Annotated in this window: 16 protein-coding genes; 9 read left to right on the forward strand and 7 right to left on the reverse strand. The window is 68.3% G+C overall.

Annotation, left to right across the window (positions count from 1 at the left end; all coding sequences use genetic code 11):
• Nucleotides 1–30: 30 nt before the first annotated feature.
• The 3 genes from GLP40_RS20650 (at nucleotide 31) to GLP40_RS20660 (ending at nucleotide 2,665) form a co-directional block, all read left to right on the forward strand.
• Nucleotides 31–222, forward strand: coding sequence for a hypothetical protein (locus GLP40_RS20650; RefSeq protein WP_154789587.1), 192 nt, complete (start codon nucleotides 31–33; stop codon nucleotides 220–222).
• Complete coding sequence (locus GLP40_RS20655; RefSeq protein WP_154789588.1) at nucleotides 219–1,640, forward strand: 8-oxoguanine deaminase; 1,422 nt, start codon at nucleotides 219–221, stop codon at nucleotides 1,638–1,640. Before GLP40_RS20650 ends, GLP40_RS20655 begins: the two co-directional genes overlap by 4 nt.
• A 227-nt stretch (nucleotides 1,641–1,867) precedes the next feature.
• On the forward strand, nucleotides 1,868–2,665 hold the full coding sequence (locus GLP40_RS20660) for a hydroxypyruvate isomerase family protein (RefSeq protein ID WP_154789589.1): 798 nt from the start codon (nucleotides 1,868–1,870) through the stop codon (nucleotides 2,663–2,665).
• Between the two features lie 80 nt (nucleotides 2,666–2,745).
• Here GLP40_RS20660 and GLP40_RS20665 read toward each other — a convergent pair whose 3' ends face one another.
• From GLP40_RS20665 to GLP40_RS20670, 3 genes are all read right to left on the reverse strand, one after another.
• Nucleotides 2,746–3,036 carry a hypothetical protein gene (locus GLP40_RS20665; RefSeq protein WP_154789590.1) on the reverse strand — a complete coding sequence of 97 codons (291 nt, stop codon included), beginning with the start codon at nucleotides 3,034–3,036 and terminating at the stop codon, nucleotides 2,746–2,748.
• Complete coding sequence (locus tag GLP40_RS33300; RefSeq protein ID WP_196054733.1) at nucleotides 3,020–3,208, reverse strand: hypothetical protein; 189 nt, start codon at nucleotides 3,206–3,208, stop codon at nucleotides 3,020–3,022. Before GLP40_RS33300 ends, GLP40_RS20665 begins: the two co-directional genes overlap by 17 nt.
• A 123-nt stretch (nucleotides 3,209–3,331) precedes the next feature.
• Entirely contained in the window at nucleotides 3,332–4,507 is a 1,176-nt protein-coding gene (locus tag GLP40_RS20670) for a lycopene cyclase family protein (RefSeq protein WP_328290458.1), read from the reverse strand.
• A gap of 89 nt (nucleotides 4,508–4,596) precedes the next feature.
• Here GLP40_RS20670 and GLP40_RS20675 point away from each other — a divergent pair, with 89 nt between their 5' ends.
• Complete coding sequence (locus GLP40_RS20675) at nucleotides 4,597–5,601, forward strand: hypothetical protein (RefSeq protein WP_154789591.1); 1,005 nt, start codon at nucleotides 4,597–4,599, stop codon at nucleotides 5,599–5,601.
• A gap of 118 nt (nucleotides 5,602–5,719) precedes the next feature.
• On the opposite strand, the gene GLP40_RS20680 is transcribed toward GLP40_RS20675, so the two are convergent.
• On the reverse strand, nucleotides 5,720–6,484 hold the full coding sequence (locus GLP40_RS20680; protein WP_154789592.1) for an SDR family oxidoreductase: 765 nt from the start codon (nucleotides 6,482–6,484) through the stop codon (nucleotides 5,720–5,722).
• Nucleotides 6,485–6,850: 366 nt separating this feature from the next.
• Between GLP40_RS20680 and GLP40_RS20685 the strand changes: the two genes are divergently transcribed.
• From GLP40_RS20685 to GLP40_RS20695, 3 genes are read left to right on the forward strand one after another with little or no spacing between them, the layout of a single operon-like run.
• Entirely contained in the window at nucleotides 6,851–7,477 is a 627-nt protein-coding gene (locus GLP40_RS20685; RefSeq protein ID WP_328290459.1) for a TetR/AcrR family transcriptional regulator, read from the forward strand.
• Between the two features lie 46 nt (nucleotides 7,478–7,523).
• On the forward strand, nucleotides 7,524–9,215 hold the full coding sequence (locus tag GLP40_RS20690) for an AMP-binding protein (RefSeq protein WP_154789740.1): 1,692 nt from the start codon (nucleotides 7,524–7,526) through the stop codon (nucleotides 9,213–9,215).
• A 10-nt stretch (nucleotides 9,216–9,225) separates the two neighbouring features.
• Entirely contained in the window at nucleotides 9,226–12,498 is a 3,273-nt protein-coding gene (locus GLP40_RS20695; RefSeq protein WP_154789741.1) for an acetyl-CoA carboxylase family protein, read from the forward strand.
• A gap of 79 nt (nucleotides 12,499–12,577) precedes the next feature.
• Here GLP40_RS20695 and GLP40_RS20700 read toward each other — a convergent pair whose 3' ends face one another.
• Nucleotides 12,578–13,015: a nuclear transport factor 2 family protein gene (locus GLP40_RS20700; protein WP_154789594.1), complete on the reverse strand. Its 438-nt coding sequence runs from the start codon at nucleotides 13,013–13,015 to the stop codon at nucleotides 12,578–12,580.
• Nucleotides 13,016–13,176: 161 nt separating this feature from the next.
• Here GLP40_RS20700 and GLP40_RS20705 point away from each other — a divergent pair, with 161 nt between their 5' ends.
• Nucleotides 13,177–13,560 (forward strand): hypothetical protein, encoded by a 384-nt coding sequence (locus GLP40_RS20705; protein ID WP_154789595.1) that lies wholly within the window; start codon nucleotides 13,177–13,179, stop codon nucleotides 13,558–13,560.
• 25 nt (nucleotides 13,561–13,585) lie between these two features.
• Nucleotides 13,586–14,482: an NAD-dependent epimerase/dehydratase family protein gene (locus tag GLP40_RS20710; protein WP_154789596.1), complete on the forward strand. Its 897-nt coding sequence runs from the start codon at nucleotides 13,586–13,588 to the stop codon at nucleotides 14,480–14,482.
• A gap of 356 nt (nucleotides 14,483–14,838) precedes the next feature.
• On the opposite strand, the gene GLP40_RS20715 is transcribed toward GLP40_RS20710, so the two are convergent.
• Together GLP40_RS20715 and GLP40_RS20720 are read right to left on the reverse strand one after the other, a co-directional pair.
• Nucleotides 14,839–15,138 carry a hypothetical protein gene (locus GLP40_RS20715; RefSeq protein ID WP_154789597.1) on the reverse strand — a complete coding sequence of 100 codons (300 nt, stop codon included), beginning with the start codon at nucleotides 15,136–15,138 and terminating at the stop codon, nucleotides 14,839–14,841.
• A 152-nt stretch (nucleotides 15,139–15,290) separates the two neighbouring features.
• Entirely contained in the window at nucleotides 15,291–15,578 is a 288-nt protein-coding gene (locus GLP40_RS20720) for a hypothetical protein (RefSeq protein ID WP_154789598.1), read from the reverse strand.
• Nucleotides 15,579–15,903 lie beyond the last annotated feature (325 nt).

The following is a 15,903-nucleotide window of genomic DNA, read 5'->3' on the forward strand; positions in this document are numbered from 1 at the left end:
GTGACACGCCCATGCACCGATGGAGGTCGGATGTCGAGTCGCCTGGAACGGCTGGGTTCGCGGCCCCGGGAAGAAGCCGAGGCGCACCTGCTGACCCGCAATGCGTCGCGGCGGGCGGCGCGCACCGTGGATTCGCCGCGAATCCGCGACCGCGGCGACCTTGGGTTACGAGAAGATCTGGATGCCGTGCGTTCGGCGGCAGAGCGGAGGGCCGCCACATGAGCACCGCATCGCGAAGCGATTCCGTCGGGGACGGCGGTGGGGCGACGGGTGGGCGCAAGCTCGTCATCGAAAACGCTTATATCGCACCGGTTGTCGGCGCGGAGATCCCCAATGGCTATCTGATCGTCGGTGACGACGGCCGGATCGAAGCCGTCGGCGCGGGACCCGCGCCGACGGTGGTGGGTGCCGAACGCCTCTCCGGCGCCGGTTGTCTGGTGACCCCGGGTCTGGTGAACACCCACCACCACCTCTACCAGTGGGCCACCCAGGGCCTGTTCCAGGACGCCACGCTGTTCGAGTGGCTGACCGGCCTGTACCGCCTGTGGGCCACCATGGATGCCGAGATCGTCCACGGCGCGGCCTCGGCCGGTCTGGGGTGGCTCGCGCTGACCGGCGCCACCACCTCCACCGATCACCACTACATATTCCCCAAGGGCCGTGGCGACCTGTTCGAGGCCGAGGTGCGCGCCGCTCGCGAGCTGGGCATCCGCTTCCACCCGTGCCGCGGGTCCATGGACCGCGGTCAGTCGCACGGCGGGCTGCCGCCGGACGAGGTGGTCGAGAACCGCGACGAGATCCTCCTCGACACCGAGGAGATCATCCGCAAGTATCACGACCCGTCGTTCGACTCGATGCTGCGGGTGGCCGTCGCCCCCTGCTCGCCGTTCTCGGTGTCCGAGGGCCTGATGGTCGATTCCGCCGCTCTGGCCCGCCGGCACGGTCTGCGCCTGCACACCCACCTCGCCGAGACCCTCGACGAGGAAGAACTCTGCATGGAGCAGATGGGTTGCACCCCGGTCGAATACATGGAGAAGCTGGGCTGGCTCGGCGAGGACGTCTGGTTCGCGCACGCGGTGCACCTGCACGACAAGGACATCGCGGCCTTCGCGAAGACCGGTGTCGGTTCCGCGCACTGCCCGACGTCGAATGCCCGCCTGGGCGCGGGCATCGCGCGAGTGATGGACCTGCTGGCTGCCGGCGTGCCCGTCGGACTCGGTGTCGACGGCGCGGCCTCCTCCGAGCTCACTTCCATGGCAGGGGAAATGCGGCAGGCCATGCTGTTCCAGCGCGCCGTGCACGGCCCCCGGGCCATGACCGCGCGTCAGGCCCTCGAAGTGGGCACCCTGGGCGGCGCCCGGAACCTGGGTCGCCAGAGCGAGATCGGCTCCCTCGAGGTCGGCAAGCTCGCCGATATCGCGGTCTGGAAGGTGGACGGCTTCCGCGCCGCCATCGAGGACCCGGTGTGCTCGCTGGTGTTCGGCCCGCAGCCGCCGCTGGCGCGCCTGCTCGTGGGCGGCAACACCGTAGTCGAGGACGACGAACTGAAGACCGTGCCGCATGATGCGGTCGGCCAGGCGGGCGTCTCCGCGCGCAAGCGAATCATGAAGCAGAAGAACCGATTCGGAAAGCCAGGCTGAGCCGTCAAAGTTGGAACCGGGTGTGATCGAGGCAGGCAGCGCGTAGACCCTGATCCTTCAGCGTGTGACACACTCTCACTGTCTCGGACGGTAACCGCACCGGCGCCGCCCCACTCTGCTCGCGGTGCTGTCCCTACTGTTGGGCGGCCGATCATTTCCTACCCCGCAGCTGATCGGCATCACCGATCTCGGCAGTTCGGCAACCCCCTCGAGGAGGAAACGACCCGATGAAGTACACCGCCGCTGGGACGCCGCGGAAATTCGATGTGCACTGCTCGATCCTGTTCACCGATCTGCCGCTGCTGCAACGTCCGGCGGCGGCGAAGGCGGCCGGGTTCGAGGCGGTCGAGTTCTGGTGGCCCTTCGGCGAGAATCCGGTGCCGGGTGACAAGGAGGTCGACGCGTTCGTCTCCGCGGTCCGCGATGCCGGAGTGCGGCTCATCGGATTGAACTTCATCGATCTGGTTCCCGCTGGGCGCGGGCTGGTGTCCATACCCGGGCGGGAGGCCGAGTTCCGGGACAATATCGACGTCACCGTGGGGATTGCCGAACGACTGGGGTGCCGGTCGTTGAATGCCCTGTACGGCAATCGGGTCGCCGGGGCGGATCCGGCCGCCCAGGACGAGCTGGCGCTCGAGAACCTGCGGCGGGCGGCTCGCGCCGCCGCGCGGATCGACGCGCAGGTGGTGCTCGAAGCGCTGAATTCCATCGAGTCGCCGGACTATCCGATCGTCTCGGCCGCACACGCGGTGCGGGTCATCGACGAGGTCGGCGAACCCAACCTCCGCTTCCTCTGCGACCTCTACCATCTCGCCCGCATGGGTGCGGACCTGTTCGGTGTCATCGCCGAATACACCCCGCGGATCGGGCATGTCCAGATCGCCGATGCGCCCGGGCGCGGTCGTCCCGGTACCGGCACACTCGATTTCGAGGCCCTCTTCGCCGCCCTCGACGCCGCTGGATACGACGGCTGGATCGGGTTGGAATACCAGGACCCCGACCATGATTGGAGCTGGATCGAGTGAGGGCGGTGCTGACCGGGTCCGTCATCTGGATGCCGCAGAGGCACTGCGAGCCGGCGGATCGGGTCGGCGGCTCGCGCGCTTCACCGCGTCAACGCCCGGTCGATGACCATGGCGTACATCGCTGTCGCCCACGGCTCGGCCTCGGCTCCCATGAGGATCTCGTCCAGTAGCGGCGCTTGCACCAGACTGCCCGCACCATAGTGGCCGGAGGCGCGCGCACTGGCGATCACCGCGTAGATGACCGTGGCGTACACCTCGGACCGGGGTGCGAGGACGACCCCGCCGCTCGCCTCGAAACGCCGCAGCCGATCCTCGACCGCGTCGATCACATCCCGTAACGCTCGAATCTCCATGTCACTCTGATCGTCCACCTCGCACCCCCTTCCGGCGGCGTCGTTGCTTGCCGACCAGAAATGTCCTGGCCTGCAACTTGATCGGACAGATCGTGATCGGGCACTCGGCATGGGCCTGCTGCGCGGCGAGCGCGTCGGAAACAGTCATCCTCGGCAGCGCGCTGTGGCTGGATAGCGGAAGGTCGAACATCGTTGGAACCTCCCCTGATTCGGGATTGCGACCCTATCAGCACACCATCGGTCACCCTTCCGTGCCGCCGAATCCGGAGAATTCGGGTCGATCACCTACGAACGCCCAGGCCGGAATTCACGATCACGTGGTGCGTGACCGTGGATCAGGGGCGGGCGCGGGTGGGGTGGTGGACCGGCCGGGTGTGCGGCGGGGTAGGGGAGTCACCACCGCGGCCGCGAGTCTGCGGCGCAGCGGCCACGGGAGCGCCCTGAACAGAGACGTCATGGCGGCGGCGGTGCCGGATAGGTCGTCGCGGCCGGACAGGTAGGCGCGCTGCGCGGAGGACGGCAGGGCGAAGAAGGCATCGAAGAACAGGGGGAGGTCGGCGGGCGGTAGTGCGAGCAAGGCACGTAATCCCGCCTGACGCAACACATGTACGGTTCGCGCCGAAGCGGGCCACACGGGATCGTCCGCGACGGTCGTATCGGCCAGTCGCAGTGATGTGGCGACGCTGTAGCCCGTTGCGGGGTGCATGAAGGCTCCCGCTGCGCCGAAGACGGCGGTGCTGAGACGGCCGCCGTGAACCGGGAAGCGGACGCGTTCGGTGGGCTCGGCGCCGGTGAGAGATATTCCGCGGGAGTGCAATCGGTGAGTGAGGCGCTCGTGCAGGGTGCGTTGGTCGAGCGCGGGGAGTCCGGCCAGGCAGGTCTCCTCCAGAAGAACGCGTTCCTCATTCAGTGGTACGGCATACAGAAACGACCGGGGCGCGTCCGGTTCCGCGCCGTTGTCGTCGCGCCAGTCCATGAAGTAGGTATCCGCTTCGGGCCAGCGTGCCCGGTCGACGATCACCCCGAAGGCTGTCTGCTCGGCCAGGGCGGGGGAGCGGGCCACGCCGCGCGCGTCGATGACCCGCCCCGCGGGGAGCACCTGGCCGGAGGCGAGGCGCGCCGACGGGAGGTCCGGTCCGTCGTGGCGGCGGCGGGCAGCGCGATCGATCGCGACCACGCTGTCCTGGATCAGCCGGGCGCCGGAGAGATCCAGCGAATCCTGCAGTGCCGCGGTATCGAAGACGATATACCGACGATCCAGCTCGATCCGGCGATGCGTCCACGCGACGGGGCGGTCGACCGCGGCCCCGATCGCCTCCGGCGCGATCCATTCGGGAAGCTCGTCCGCCCAGGCCGCATAGGTGGCCGCCCAGCGCCGCCGCGGGTGCGGATCGACCACCGTGACCGTCAGCCCGTGCGCCAGGGCGCGGTGGGCGAGGGCTCGGCCCGCCGGGCCCGCGCCGCAGATCAGCAGATCGTCGGTCACCACGTGATTGGATCATGCCGGGTCCCGCGCATACGCTTCGGGAACGAATGCCGGGCCGGGGAGGGTCCGGGCAGGCCGCGAAAGGTGAGCAGATGACGTATCCACCCGCCGGTCCCGGCGGTGATCCCAATGCCCACGGGCAGCCGCCCCAGGACCCGGATCCCGCATGGTGGGACCATCCCGCCCAGCAGGCCGGCGGCGAGCACCAGCCACAGCAGCCCGGGTGGCCGGGCCAGCAGCCGGCGGGACAGGCGGGCTGGGAGCCGACGCAGGTGAATTGGACTGCGCAGCAGGGGTATCCGCAGCAGCAGGGCCACCCTCAGGACACGGGATACGCGCAGCAGCCGGGATTCCAGCAGAACCCGGGCTTCTCGCAACAGGCCGGCTTTCCGCAGCACCCGGGCTTTCCGCAGCAACCGGGCTTTCCGCCGCCGCAGCAGCCGAAGACGAACACGGGGTTGATCGTCGGCGTGGTACTCGGTGTGGTCGTGCTGCTCGCGGTCGCGGTCGGGGCGATCGTGCTCGTCTCCGGCGAGGGCGACTCCTCGCAGGCCGACGCCACCACCACGACCACCGCACCGACCACCACCAGCGCGTCGACCACCACCCGCGGCGCGCCGACCACCTCCAAGTCCGCGCCGGGCGGGAGCCGCTTCAGCTACACCGAATTCGGCAAGGACTGGAACTTCAAGCTGGGTGACGTCGCGCTGCAGGCCGCGTATGTGTCCGGCCGTGACTTCGACTCCTGCGCTCCCATCGAGGAAGCGGGCAAACTGACCGGCCTCGGCTGCCAACGCGCCTCGGAAATGGCGTGGAAGGCCGAGAACGGCGCGCTCATGCTGACCCAGCTGGTGCTCACCATGTCCGACGCCGACAAGGCCTCCGGCGCCGACGGCCAGTTCGACGACAAGGATGTCATTCTGCCCGAGGGCAGTTACATCAACGACTTCGAAACCGGTAAGTGGCGCGACGGCAGCCAGGGCAAATTCCTGGTGATCACCGTCGCCACCGCCACCCCCGCGGTGGACGACGCGACGATCAGCAAATACCTGAAATACCGCAACAGCGACACCCTCGGCGCACTGGCCTTCCGCTGAGTCGTCGCCACTCGCGGGGCGCGGCAGCCGAATTCGTCCCATCGTGGGGGTGGGATCCGCACCGCTCGTGCCCGGCACCGAATCTCGGTGCCGGGCACGAGCTTTCATCTCTCCGGTCTCAGATGCCGCCGGTGGCCAGCAGACCGCCGTCCACCCGCACGGTCGTACCGGTGATCCACGAGGATTCGTCCGAGGCCAGGAACCCGATCAGCGCCGCCACATCCTCCGGCGACCCCAGCCGCTTCATCGGGTACGCGCCCGCCGCGGCCTCCTCGTCAGCCGAGTACAGCGCGTCGGCGAACTTGGTCTTGATCACGCCGGGCGCTACCGCGTTCACTCGGATCTTCGGACCCAGCTGCCAGGCCAGCTCCTCGGTGAGCCGGATGAGCGCGGCCTTCGACGCCCCGTATGCGGCGATGACTCCGGTGGACCGCAGCCCCGCGACGCTGGCGACGTTGACGACAGCGCCCCCGTGCTCACCCATCCACGCCTTGTAAGCCTGCTGCACATAGCCCAGCGCCGCAACGACATTCACGTCGAAGATCTTGCGCACGGCATCCAGATCGGCGTCCATCAGCGCCCCGTACACCGGGTTGATGCCGGTGTTGTTGATCAGCACATCGAGCGACCCGAACTGCGCCACCGCCGTCGCGACCTGCTCGGCCCGGGCCGCCGCATCCCCGGAGTTACCCGCGACCGCGACGACCTTCCCCGGATGCCCCAGCCCCCGCAGCCGCTCGGCGGCCTCCTCCAGCGGCTCCGGCTTGCGAGCCGAGATCACCACATTGGCCCCCCGTTCGAGCAGCTCCGCCGCCACCGCGAACCCGATACCCCGGCTGGCCCCGGTGACCAGCGCGCTCTTGCCCAACAAGTCATCACTCATGTGACGGCACGTTACGTCAGTCGCCTGGTCGGGTCGAATCTGCCCCACGTCGGGGTTCATGCCGTCACACGATTCGTGGTCTCGCGCCGTGCACCGGTTCCGAGTCGGGTCAAAGGGTTCCGCTCCGAGCCGGAGGGCGGGGCTCGCCGGTGATGGCCGCCGGCGCTTGGTCTCCCTTTTTCTCTCGGAGTTCGATCGAGCGGTCCTCGACACGGGAGCGCTCCAGCGCGTCTTCGAAGCACACATCGAACGCGACGGCGGCGAACCCCTGGTCGCGCGGTTCGGTGAAACGCCGCCGCACCGGTGAGTGCCGACCGAATACCTCCCACTGAAATCTTGACGTTGACGTCAACGTCAACACATACTGTGACGGTGACCACCAGCGAGCAGCAGGAGCAGGCGCGCTCGGCGCGCCAGGCCAGCGACAGCCGACGCCGCCGGGAGTTGCTGGCTGCCGCCGCCCGGTGCTTCGCCGAACTCGGCTACGAGGCCACCACCGCGCAAGCGGTCACCACGCGTGCCGAGGTCTCCCGAGCGACGTTCTACGCGTACTTCTCCTCGAAGGAGGAGGTGTTTCGTGCCGTCACCGAGGGTGTCTGCCAGCAGTTTCTCGATGCCCAGCATCTGGAGGGGCCGGTCGTCGACAACCTGCGCGAGGTGCTGCGCGCCACGACCGCCGCCGTGATCGAAGTGATCTTCGAGCACGGTCCGCTGGTCGGCCTGATCGACCACCGGGCGCAACTCGATCCCGAGATCGATGCGCTGTGGTCGGCTGTGCGCGCCCGGCTCGTCGCCCGCTACGTCCGGTTCATCGACAGGATCAACGACACCGGCGAGGGGACGCCGTGCGCGCCGTCCGCCGCCGTCGCGCAAACCCTCGCCGACGCCCAACTCGTGGGTGCGGCGCGCCTGGCATCCGCGACGGATGAGACCCGGGCCCAGTACATCTCGGACATGATCGCGATGTCCGAGCGCCTCATCGGATTCGCCTGACGCCCCGGGGCTTCGGCAACGAAGAAGAAGTGGAGTTTCCATGACCATGGCGACATCGCCGGCACTCGAAGCGGCGCTCGCCGAGGTGCGGCAGTTGCAGCAGGCCAACTGGCCGGCCGGGGTGCCGCGTGCGGTCGAGTACCCGCTCGGAACGCAGGGCCTGGTCGACTACCTGCGGCACTGGGCGTCCGCGCGTCCGGACACCGTCGCCATCGCCTTCTACGGTTGCGAGATCAGCTACGCCGAGTACGACGAGCTCTCGGACCGCTTCGCCGGCTGGCTGCTCGCGAACGGCGCGGTCGCCGGCGACCGGATCGGTGTGAACCTGGGCAACTGCCCGCAGTTCCATGTCGCCATGCTCGGCATCCTCAAGATCGGTGCCGTACATGTGCCGATCAGCCCGATGCTGCGTGAACACGAACTGGCACATGAACTCTCGGACGCCGGTGTGACGATCGTGCTGACCCAGCCGGCGCTGGCTCCGTTCGTCGAGTCGGTACGCGAGCGGACCCCGGTACGGCTGGTCGCCACCACCGACCTGTCGGACATGCTGACCGAGCAGGCCGTCGGCGCGCCATTCGAGGTCACCGACCCGGCTGCCACCGACTGGCGCGAGATCATGGAAAGCCCTCGCGCCGAGCCGATCCCGACCGACCCGGACGCGCTGGCCGCGTTGAACTACACCGGCGGCACCACCGGCATGCCCAAGGGCTGCGAGCACACCCAGCGGCATATGGTCTACACCGCCGCAACCGCCACCCTGGCGATGGGACGTCAGGTCGGTGAGAACCCGCCCACGGCGCTGGCGTTCCTGCCGGTGTTCTGGATCGCCGGTGAGGACTTCGGCATCCTGCTGCCGCTGGTGAACGGCGGCACCGTGGTACTGATCGTCCGCTGGGACGCAAGGGTCGTGCTCGAGTCGATCGAGCGCTACCGGGTCACCTCGATGGTCGGAACCGTCGACAACTACGTCGAGTTGATGGGCAGCCCCGGTTTCGCCGGCCGTGACCTGTCCAGCCTCGACACGCCGATGGCGGTCTCCTTCGTGCTCGAGCTCGACTCCGACACCCGGTCCCGGTGGCGGGCGGCGACCGGACACGTGCTGCGTGAGGGCAGCTACGGCATGACCGAGACGCATACCGCCGACACCATCACCCTCGGCTTCCAGTCGGATGACTACGACCTGAGCGGCGACCCGGTCTTCTGCGGACTCCCGGTGCCGGGCACCGACATCCTGATCGTCGACCCGGACGGTACTCCGGTTCCGGTGGGGGAGCAGGGCCAGATCATCATGCGCAGTCCCTCGATCATGACCGGGTACTACCGCGACACCGCCGCCACCGCCGATGCCCTGCGTGACGGCTGGCTCCAGACCGGTGATCTCGGCAAATTCAGCGAGCGAGGAGCGCTGCACTACCTCGCCCGAAACAAAGAGATGATCAAGACCAACGGGATGAGTGTGTTCCCGTCCGAGGTCGAGGCGCTGCTGATGCTGCACCCGGCGATCGAGGCAGCCGCCGTGGTCCCGAAGCCGGACCGTGACCGTGGTCAGGTCGCGTTCGCGTTCGTCCAGTTGGTCGACGGCGATGCCACCACCGCCGAGGAACTTGTCGGGTGGGCCCGCGAGAACATGGCCGGGTACAAGGTCCCGGAGATCGAGATCCTCGACCTGCTGCCGATGACCGCCACCGGCAAGGTGCGCAAGGGTGATCTCTTCGCACTGGTCGAGGAGCACTGACATGACCGAGATGTCCATGGCCACCGTCCTGGTCGCCAACCGCGGTGAGATCGCGCTGCGGATCATCCGCTCCGCCACCGAACACGGCCTCGACACCGTCGCCGTGTACGCCACCGACGACGCCGACGCTCCGCATGTCGCCGCCGCGACCACCGCCGTCGCGCTCGCCGGAGCCGGCCCGGCCGCGTACCTCGACCGGCAGGCGATGCTCGCCGCGGCGGCGGCCACCGGCGCGACACTGGTGCACCCGGGTTACGGATTCCTCAGTGAGAACGCCGAATTCGCCCGCGACTGCGAGAGCGCCGGACTGACGTTCGTCGGACCCGACGCGGCGTTGCTCGACCGCTTCGGGGACAAGGCGTCCGCTCGGGCCGCCGCGGTCGGGTCGAACGTGCCGGTCCTCGCGGCCACCGAGGGCGGCGTCAGCGAGGACCACGTGCGCGAGTTCCTCGCCGCGCACCCGCGCGGCGTGATGATCAAGGCGCTCGCGGGTGGTGGCGGTCGGGGCATGCGCCCGGTCCGCTCGCCGGACGAGGTTGCCGAGGCCTACCGAGCCTGTGCGTCCGAGGCCGAACTCGGCTTCGGCAACCCCGCACTGTTCGCCGAGGCGCTGTGCGAGGGCGCCCGGCACATCGAGGTACAGATCGTGGCCGCCCCGGACGCGGACGGCACCACCCGCGCACTGGCGCTCGGCGACCGGGACTGCAGTGTCCAGCGCAGGCACCAGAAGGTGATCGAGGTCGCGCCCGCCCAGCGATTGAGCGAGCGGACCCGGCTCGAGTTGCATCGAGCCGCCGCCCGCCTGTGCGCCGATCACGGCTACCGCGGCCTGGCCACGGTCGAATTCCTGGTCACCGGTGAGGAATTCGTATTCCTCGAGGTCAACCCGAGGATTCAGGTCGAGCATACGATCACCGAGGAGGTCACCGGCACCGACCTGGTGACGGTGGGCCTGGACATCGCACGCGGCGCGTCGCTCGCCGACCTCGGACTGCCCGCGGGCGTCGTCGCACACGCGGGCCAGGTGACCGGGACCGCGGCCGACGCCCGTGGCATCGCGGTACAGGCCCGGGTCAACATAGAGTCGATGACCACGGACGGGCGCACGGTTCCCGCGGCGGGCACCCTGACCGCGTTCTCCGCGCCGACCGGCCCGGGCATCCGGGTGGACACCTACGGCCGGCGCGGACTGACCACCAGTCCGCGCTACGACTCGTTGCTGGCCAAGGTCATTACCCACACCCGCGCTGACGACTTCGCGGCCGCGCTGCGCAAGACCGACACCGCGCTGCGGGAGTTCACCGTCGAGGGCGTGAGCACCAACATCTCCTTCCTGCGAGCGGTGCTGGCGGACAAGGACTTCGGGTCCGGAGCCGTGTCCACGTCACACCTGGAGGAGCGGATCGCGGACCTCGTCGCGGCCGCGGCGGACAGGGCCGCCGAGTCCGGCGCCACCGCGTCCACGCAGCCCCGCCCACGGCCCGCGGCCCCGGAAATCGACCTCGTCGCCGGTGACGAGCTCGTGCGGGCCGATCTGATGGGGATCGTGGTGGAGGTCGCGGACGTCGACGACACCGTGCCGGTGGGCGCCCCGCTGGTCGTGCTCGAGGCGATGAAAATGCAGCACGTGCTCGCGGCGCGGAGTGATTCACGGGTGGTGCGGGTGCTCGTCGAACCCGGTCGGTCCGTGAACATCGGTGATCCACTGGTGGTCGTTCGTGCGGCGACAGCCGGTGCGGAGGCGTCGGCCGCCGCGGCCCTCGATCTCGACCACATTCGCCCCGACCTCGCCGAGGTGATCGCCCGGCACGAGTTCACCCTCGACGCCGCCCGGCCGACGGCGGTCGCCAAGCGGCACAAGGTCGGTCGCCGCACCGCGCGGGAGAACATCGCCGATCTCGTCGACGAGGGCAGCCTCGTCGAGTATGGCGCTCTGGCCCTGGCCGCCCAGCGGACCAGGCGTACCGAGCAGGACCTGATCGAGAACACGCCTGCCGACGGGCTGATCGCCGGGGTCGCGACGATCGGGGCCGACACATTCGGCGCGCCCGCCGCGGAGACCGTCGTCATCTCGTACGACTACACCGTGCTCGCCGGTACCCAGGGCATGCGCAACCACACCAAGACCGACCGGATGCTGGAAATGGCCTCGCGCAAACGGATTCCGTTGGTGCTGTTCGCGGAGGGTGGCGGCGGTCGGCCCGGCGACACCGACGCGAACGGCGCCAGCGGCCTCGAGCTGAGCACGTTCCGCGCGATGGCCGGGCTCCGTGGCGTCGTGCCGACCGTCGCCATCGTGTCCGGACGCTGCTTCGCGGGCAACGCGGCCCTCGCCGGCGCGTGTGACGTGCTGATCGCCACTCCCGACGCCAACATCGGCATGGGCGGGCCTGCGATGGTCGAGGGTGGCGGTCTCGGTGTACACCGGCCCGAGGACATCGGTCCGATCGACGTACAGACCCGCAACGGGGTCGTGCACCTGGTGGCCCGGGACGAGGCGAACGCCGTCGAGTTGGCGAAGAAGTACCTGTCGTACTTCCAGGGCACTGTCACCGACTGGGCCGCGCCGGACGAGCGGCTCGCCCGTCACGTGGTGCCGGAGAACCGACTGCGTGCCTACGACGTCCGCACGGCGATCGAGGCGATCGCGGACGTCGGCTCGGTGCTGGAGTTGCAGCCCGCCTACGGCCAGGGCATGGTCACCGCGCTCATCCGCGTCGAGGGCGTCGCGTACGGTGTCGTCGCCAACTCCAGCCTCCACCTCGGTGGCGCGATCGATGCCGAGGCCGCGGACAAGGGCGCAGACTTCCTCACGATGTGTCAGGCGCACGGGTTGCCGGTGGTGACCCTCTGCGACACCCCGGGATTCATGGTCGGCCCGGAGTCGGAGAAGGAGGCGACGGTGCGGCGCTTCGGCCGGTTGTTCGTCGCCGGTGCCCGGCTGACGGTGCCGTTCGGGACGATCATCCTGCGCAAGGGCTACGGCCTCGGCGCGATGGCGATGGCCGGCGGTTCATTCCACGCACCGGAGTTCACCGTTGCCTGGCCCACCGGTGAGATCGGACCGATGGGGCTCGAGGGCGCGGTCCGGCTCGGCTTCCGAAAGGAGCTCGACGCCGTCGCGGATCCGAAGGAACGGGACGCCCTGTTCACGACGCTCGTCGGGCAGGCGTACCAGCAGGGTAAGGCGCTCCATGCGGGTACCACCTTCGAGCTCGACGACGTGATCGATCCGGCGCAGTCGCGGACCTGGATCCGGCAGCTGGGCCGAGCGCGGGCCTGATCGGGGATTCCCATACGCGCAGAGCAACAGGCAGCCGACAACGCCACAGTGCGGGCCGCAGGTCTCGATGGATCCAGTCCTACGCTGAGTCGGCCAATCGGGTCGGCAGAGGTGCGAGGGTGAAGTTCTGCCGGATGTAGGTGTCCATCTGATGTTGGTCGAGGCACAGGTCGACGACCCGATCGACCTTGCCGTCGGCAGTGAAGTGCCACACCAGCGCCCACAGGGTGTCGACCTTGCCTTCACCGCCGGTCGAATAGCCACGGTGGACATCGACGACGTACTCGTCATTGGCCTCGAGGAAGAAGGTCTCGGCCTTGAACCCCGCCTCGGCCAGCTGGGCGAAGAAGGCCAGCACCTCGTCGAGCCCGCGCTGTGTTCCCGACAGCGCGTGGTGACCGGGAATGGTCCAGGCGATGTCGTCGGTCAGCACCGCCCGCATACCGTCGAGGTCGTAGCGCGCGTAGGCGTCGAAGAATTCGGTGATCGCCTGAATCTTCGGGTCGTTGTGTGCCACTGCATATTTCCTTTCGAGAATCGGAACAGGGCCAGCCTGCGGCAGACCGCTGAGGCGGCACTGGCGTCCGTCGTCAGCGTCGTCTCAGCGGTTGCGGGCATCGTGGCGGTCATGGGACGCCATCTCGGCCTCGGTATCGGTGAGTAGCTCCATGAGGTCGAGTGCCGCACCTCGGGCAGGATCGCGCGCATCTGAGCGATGGCTCGCTCGACATCGGGGCCGAGCACCAGGCGACCCATGCGACGGTACTGCCGGACGACGTCGCCGAGAATGCGCGCGGCGTGCTCCGGGTCGCCGATGGCCAGGGCGGCGTGCGCGTAACCCCTTCGATCCACGCAATTTCGGCGAGAGCGAAGTTCGGAACCTGGGTCAGGAACGCGACTTTCCTGCTCGTCGGCGGTCCTCGTGCGGCATACGCCTTCATCCACGCGGCGCTGCAAGCACTTTCGGGGTTTGAGCGCCGCCGCCATCGTCGCCGTCAGGTGGGAAAGCCGTCCACGCTGACGACAGCGAGCATCCCCACGTCCACTGATCATCCGGTCTGAAACTCTTCTGGAGGAGCGAAACATCATGCGAATTCTCATTGTCGGCGCCACCGGCTATCTGGGCTCGGCTGTCGCGGAACGACTATCGAATCTCGGCCACGAGGTCGTGGCGCTGGTCCGGCCCGGCGAAACGAAGTCTCTCGACGGATATGAGCGGCGAATCGGCGACCTGACCGATCCGGGCTCACTCCTGCCCGCGGTGACACCGGACATCGACGCCGTCATCGACGTGGCCACACCGAGCGGCGACGCCGACACCGACGCCGCGGCCATCGACGCACTGACCCGTCGGCTGCGCGGCACCGACCGAGTGTTCGTCTACACCAGCGGCGTCTGGGTACTGGGCGCCACCGCGGATGGCACCGCCGATGAGCATTCCGCGACCGATCCCATTCCAATCGTGGGTTATCGGCCCATGATCGAAGACCAGGTGCTCGCCCTCGCCCAGGCAGGTATCCGCTCGGCCGTCATCCGCCCCGGAATCATTCACGGCCGCGGTGGCGGAATCCCTTCCCTGCTGGTCGATCTGGCCCGCGAACATGACGCTCCGCTGATCATCGCCGACGAGTCGGTGCACTGGCCGATGGTCCACATCGACGATCTCGCCGACCTGTTCGCCGAGGTCGTCGAGCACACGCCCGCCGCAACGATATGGCACGGCGTCACCGAGCCCGCCGTCTCGGTACGCGACCTCGCCATCGCCGCGGGCCGCGCAGCGGGCGTGACAGCCGCCCCGCGGATCTGGCCTCTCGACCAGGCCCGCGCCGAACTGGGCGCGGCCTTCGCCGATGCCCTGGCTCTCGATCAATCCGTCAGCGCCCGGGCCACCCGCGACCTCCTGTCCTGGCAACCCCAAGGCCCCAGCGCGATCTCCGATATTCAGGACGGCTCCTACCGCTCCGCATTGCACCACGAGAGTTGAGGCGTGCGAATCCGGCATTGACCGACACGCCTGGCGGCCGCACCGACTCCTCGGCCGGCGGGTTCACGCGGTCGTCGCAACACGGGGTCCTGTCGCCGTGACTGGCGAACATCGGGTTATCGGTGCTCGACGAACATATCGCCCGTTCTTCGGGCGGGCCGAACATCGGATAAGAGCGAGAAGTAGGTGAGCACCGAACCCGGAGGATTCTCCTCGATACCTCGCGGATTCGGTGACACCGACATCCCCGTCCTCGGCGAGCCGAAAAAAGACAACCGATCCATCAGCCAAAACTGTTGGCCCGCAGCACTCATCGCAGCTCGACAGTGAAGCGGCTGCCCAGACCCTGTGAACCGTTACAGCCACAGCTCGGTGTCCGGGGGATGGCGGTCGGCGCGATGCGACAAACGCTGCGCGAAGGTCTCCGTCCACGCGGCCGACGCCGATTCTTCGGTGAGCTCGGACGCGCACTGTCCCGTCCTCGAGCGGCCGACGGGTCCGCCCTGCTTCGCGCCGCCGGGCCGGGTCTGCATCGCCAGCAACCGCACACCCCAGGAGACGTAGGCTTCCACGCTCATCCCCGCGCACTCGGCAGCATCGTTCAACGTGTGCCAGTCGTCATCGCCCACCGTCACCATGATGTCCCTGCTGGCCATACCGACCAACAGTAGACCTGGCATACCGCCGCCCCTCTGCCAGAGGGCTTCGCGCATCCACCGCTCACCGGATACCGCACCGCGGACCGGCTTTCAGAATCGCAACCCTCGGACATCGACCCGACTGCCTGCCACGACGGTCAGTGGGCCTTTCATGGTCGTTCGAGGATCTCGGCGTACATGCGACCGTCGCGGACGCCGAATTCGACCTTGCAGGGAAACAACGACATGTCCTCTGCCCGCTGGTTCTGCTGAACACCGAGAAGAGCTATGGCCCAATCGGTGAGCCCGTCGGGCACGTGGTACGACGAGCCGTCGGTCAACCGCACGTACACCCTGCCCGTAGTAGCCGGGTTCTCGATACCGACAGCCGCCACGTCCAGGACCAGCCCCTTCTCCTCGGCCGAGGCGAGCACCGGCACCTTGAGCAAGATATTCATGCACTGAAAGATAGCTCAATAGCTTCCATGTATACCGCATCGCAACCAAAGTTGGGTAGAAACTAATGATCAGAGCGCAATCAAGGCCAACTGATTGCTTATTGCGAGAGGTTTGCTATGGAGCAATCGCGCTATAAAGCTCGCCTGATGTCGGCGGGATCCAGCATCACCGCACGCCCTCGGCCCGTGAGAAGCGGGAAAGCCCAGCAAAAACGGAAGCGGCTACGGATGGCGGGTCGAGATGCCCGCAGACGGTGCGGCTTTCGGCCCCGGGACGTTCGCGATATGCGTGACGGTGTGGCGGGCCTCGTCGTAGCGCCGCTGC

This window comes from Nocardia aurantiaca, assembly GCF_009708175.1.
GTDB classification, from domain to species: domain Bacteria; phylum Actinomycetota; class Actinomycetes; order Mycobacteriales; family Mycobacteriaceae; genus Nocardia; species Nocardia aurantiaca.

Excerpts from the sequence above, each read along its gene's own strand:
- GLP40_RS20650 (WP_154789587.1), top strand. The coding sequence starts at position 31 with ATGTCGAGTCGCCTGGAACGGCTGGGTTCGCGGCCCCGGGAAGAAGCC.
- GLP40_RS20655 (WP_154789588.1), top strand. The coding sequence starts at position 219 with ATGAGCACCGCATCGCGAAGCGATTCCGTCGGGGACGGCGGTGGGGCG.
- GLP40_RS20660 (WP_154789589.1), top strand. The coding sequence starts at position 1,868 with ATGAAGTACACCGCCGCTGGGACGCCGCGGAAATTCGATGTGCACTGC.
- GLP40_RS33300 (WP_196054733.1), bottom strand. The coding sequence starts at position 3,208 with ATGTTCGACCTTCCGCTATCCAGCCACAGCGCGCTGCCGAGGATGACT.
- GLP40_RS20675 (WP_154789591.1), top strand. The coding sequence starts at position 4,597 with ATGACGTATCCACCCGCCGGTCCCGGCGGTGATCCCAATGCCCACGGG.
- GLP40_RS20680 (WP_154789592.1), bottom strand. The coding sequence starts at position 6,484 with ATGAGTGATGACTTGTTGGGCAAGAGCGCGCTGGTCACCGGGGCCAGC.
- GLP40_RS20690 (WP_154789740.1), top strand. The coding sequence starts at position 7,524 with ATGGCGACATCGCCGGCACTCGAAGCGGCGCTCGCCGAGGTGCGGCAG.
- GLP40_RS20695 (WP_154789741.1), top strand. The coding sequence starts at position 9,226 with ATGTCCATGGCCACCGTCCTGGTCGCCAACCGCGGTGAGATCGCGCTG.
- GLP40_RS20710 (WP_154789596.1), top strand. The coding sequence starts at position 13,586 with ATGCGAATTCTCATTGTCGGCGCCACCGGCTATCTGGGCTCGGCTGTC.
- GLP40_RS20715 (WP_154789597.1), bottom strand. The coding sequence starts at position 15,138 with ATGGCCAGCAGGGACATCATGGTGACGGTGGGCGATGACGACTGGCAC.
- GLP40_RS20720 (WP_154789598.1), bottom strand. The coding sequence starts at position 15,578 with ATGAATATCTTGCTCAAGGTGCCGGTGCTCGCCTCGGCCGAGGAGAAG.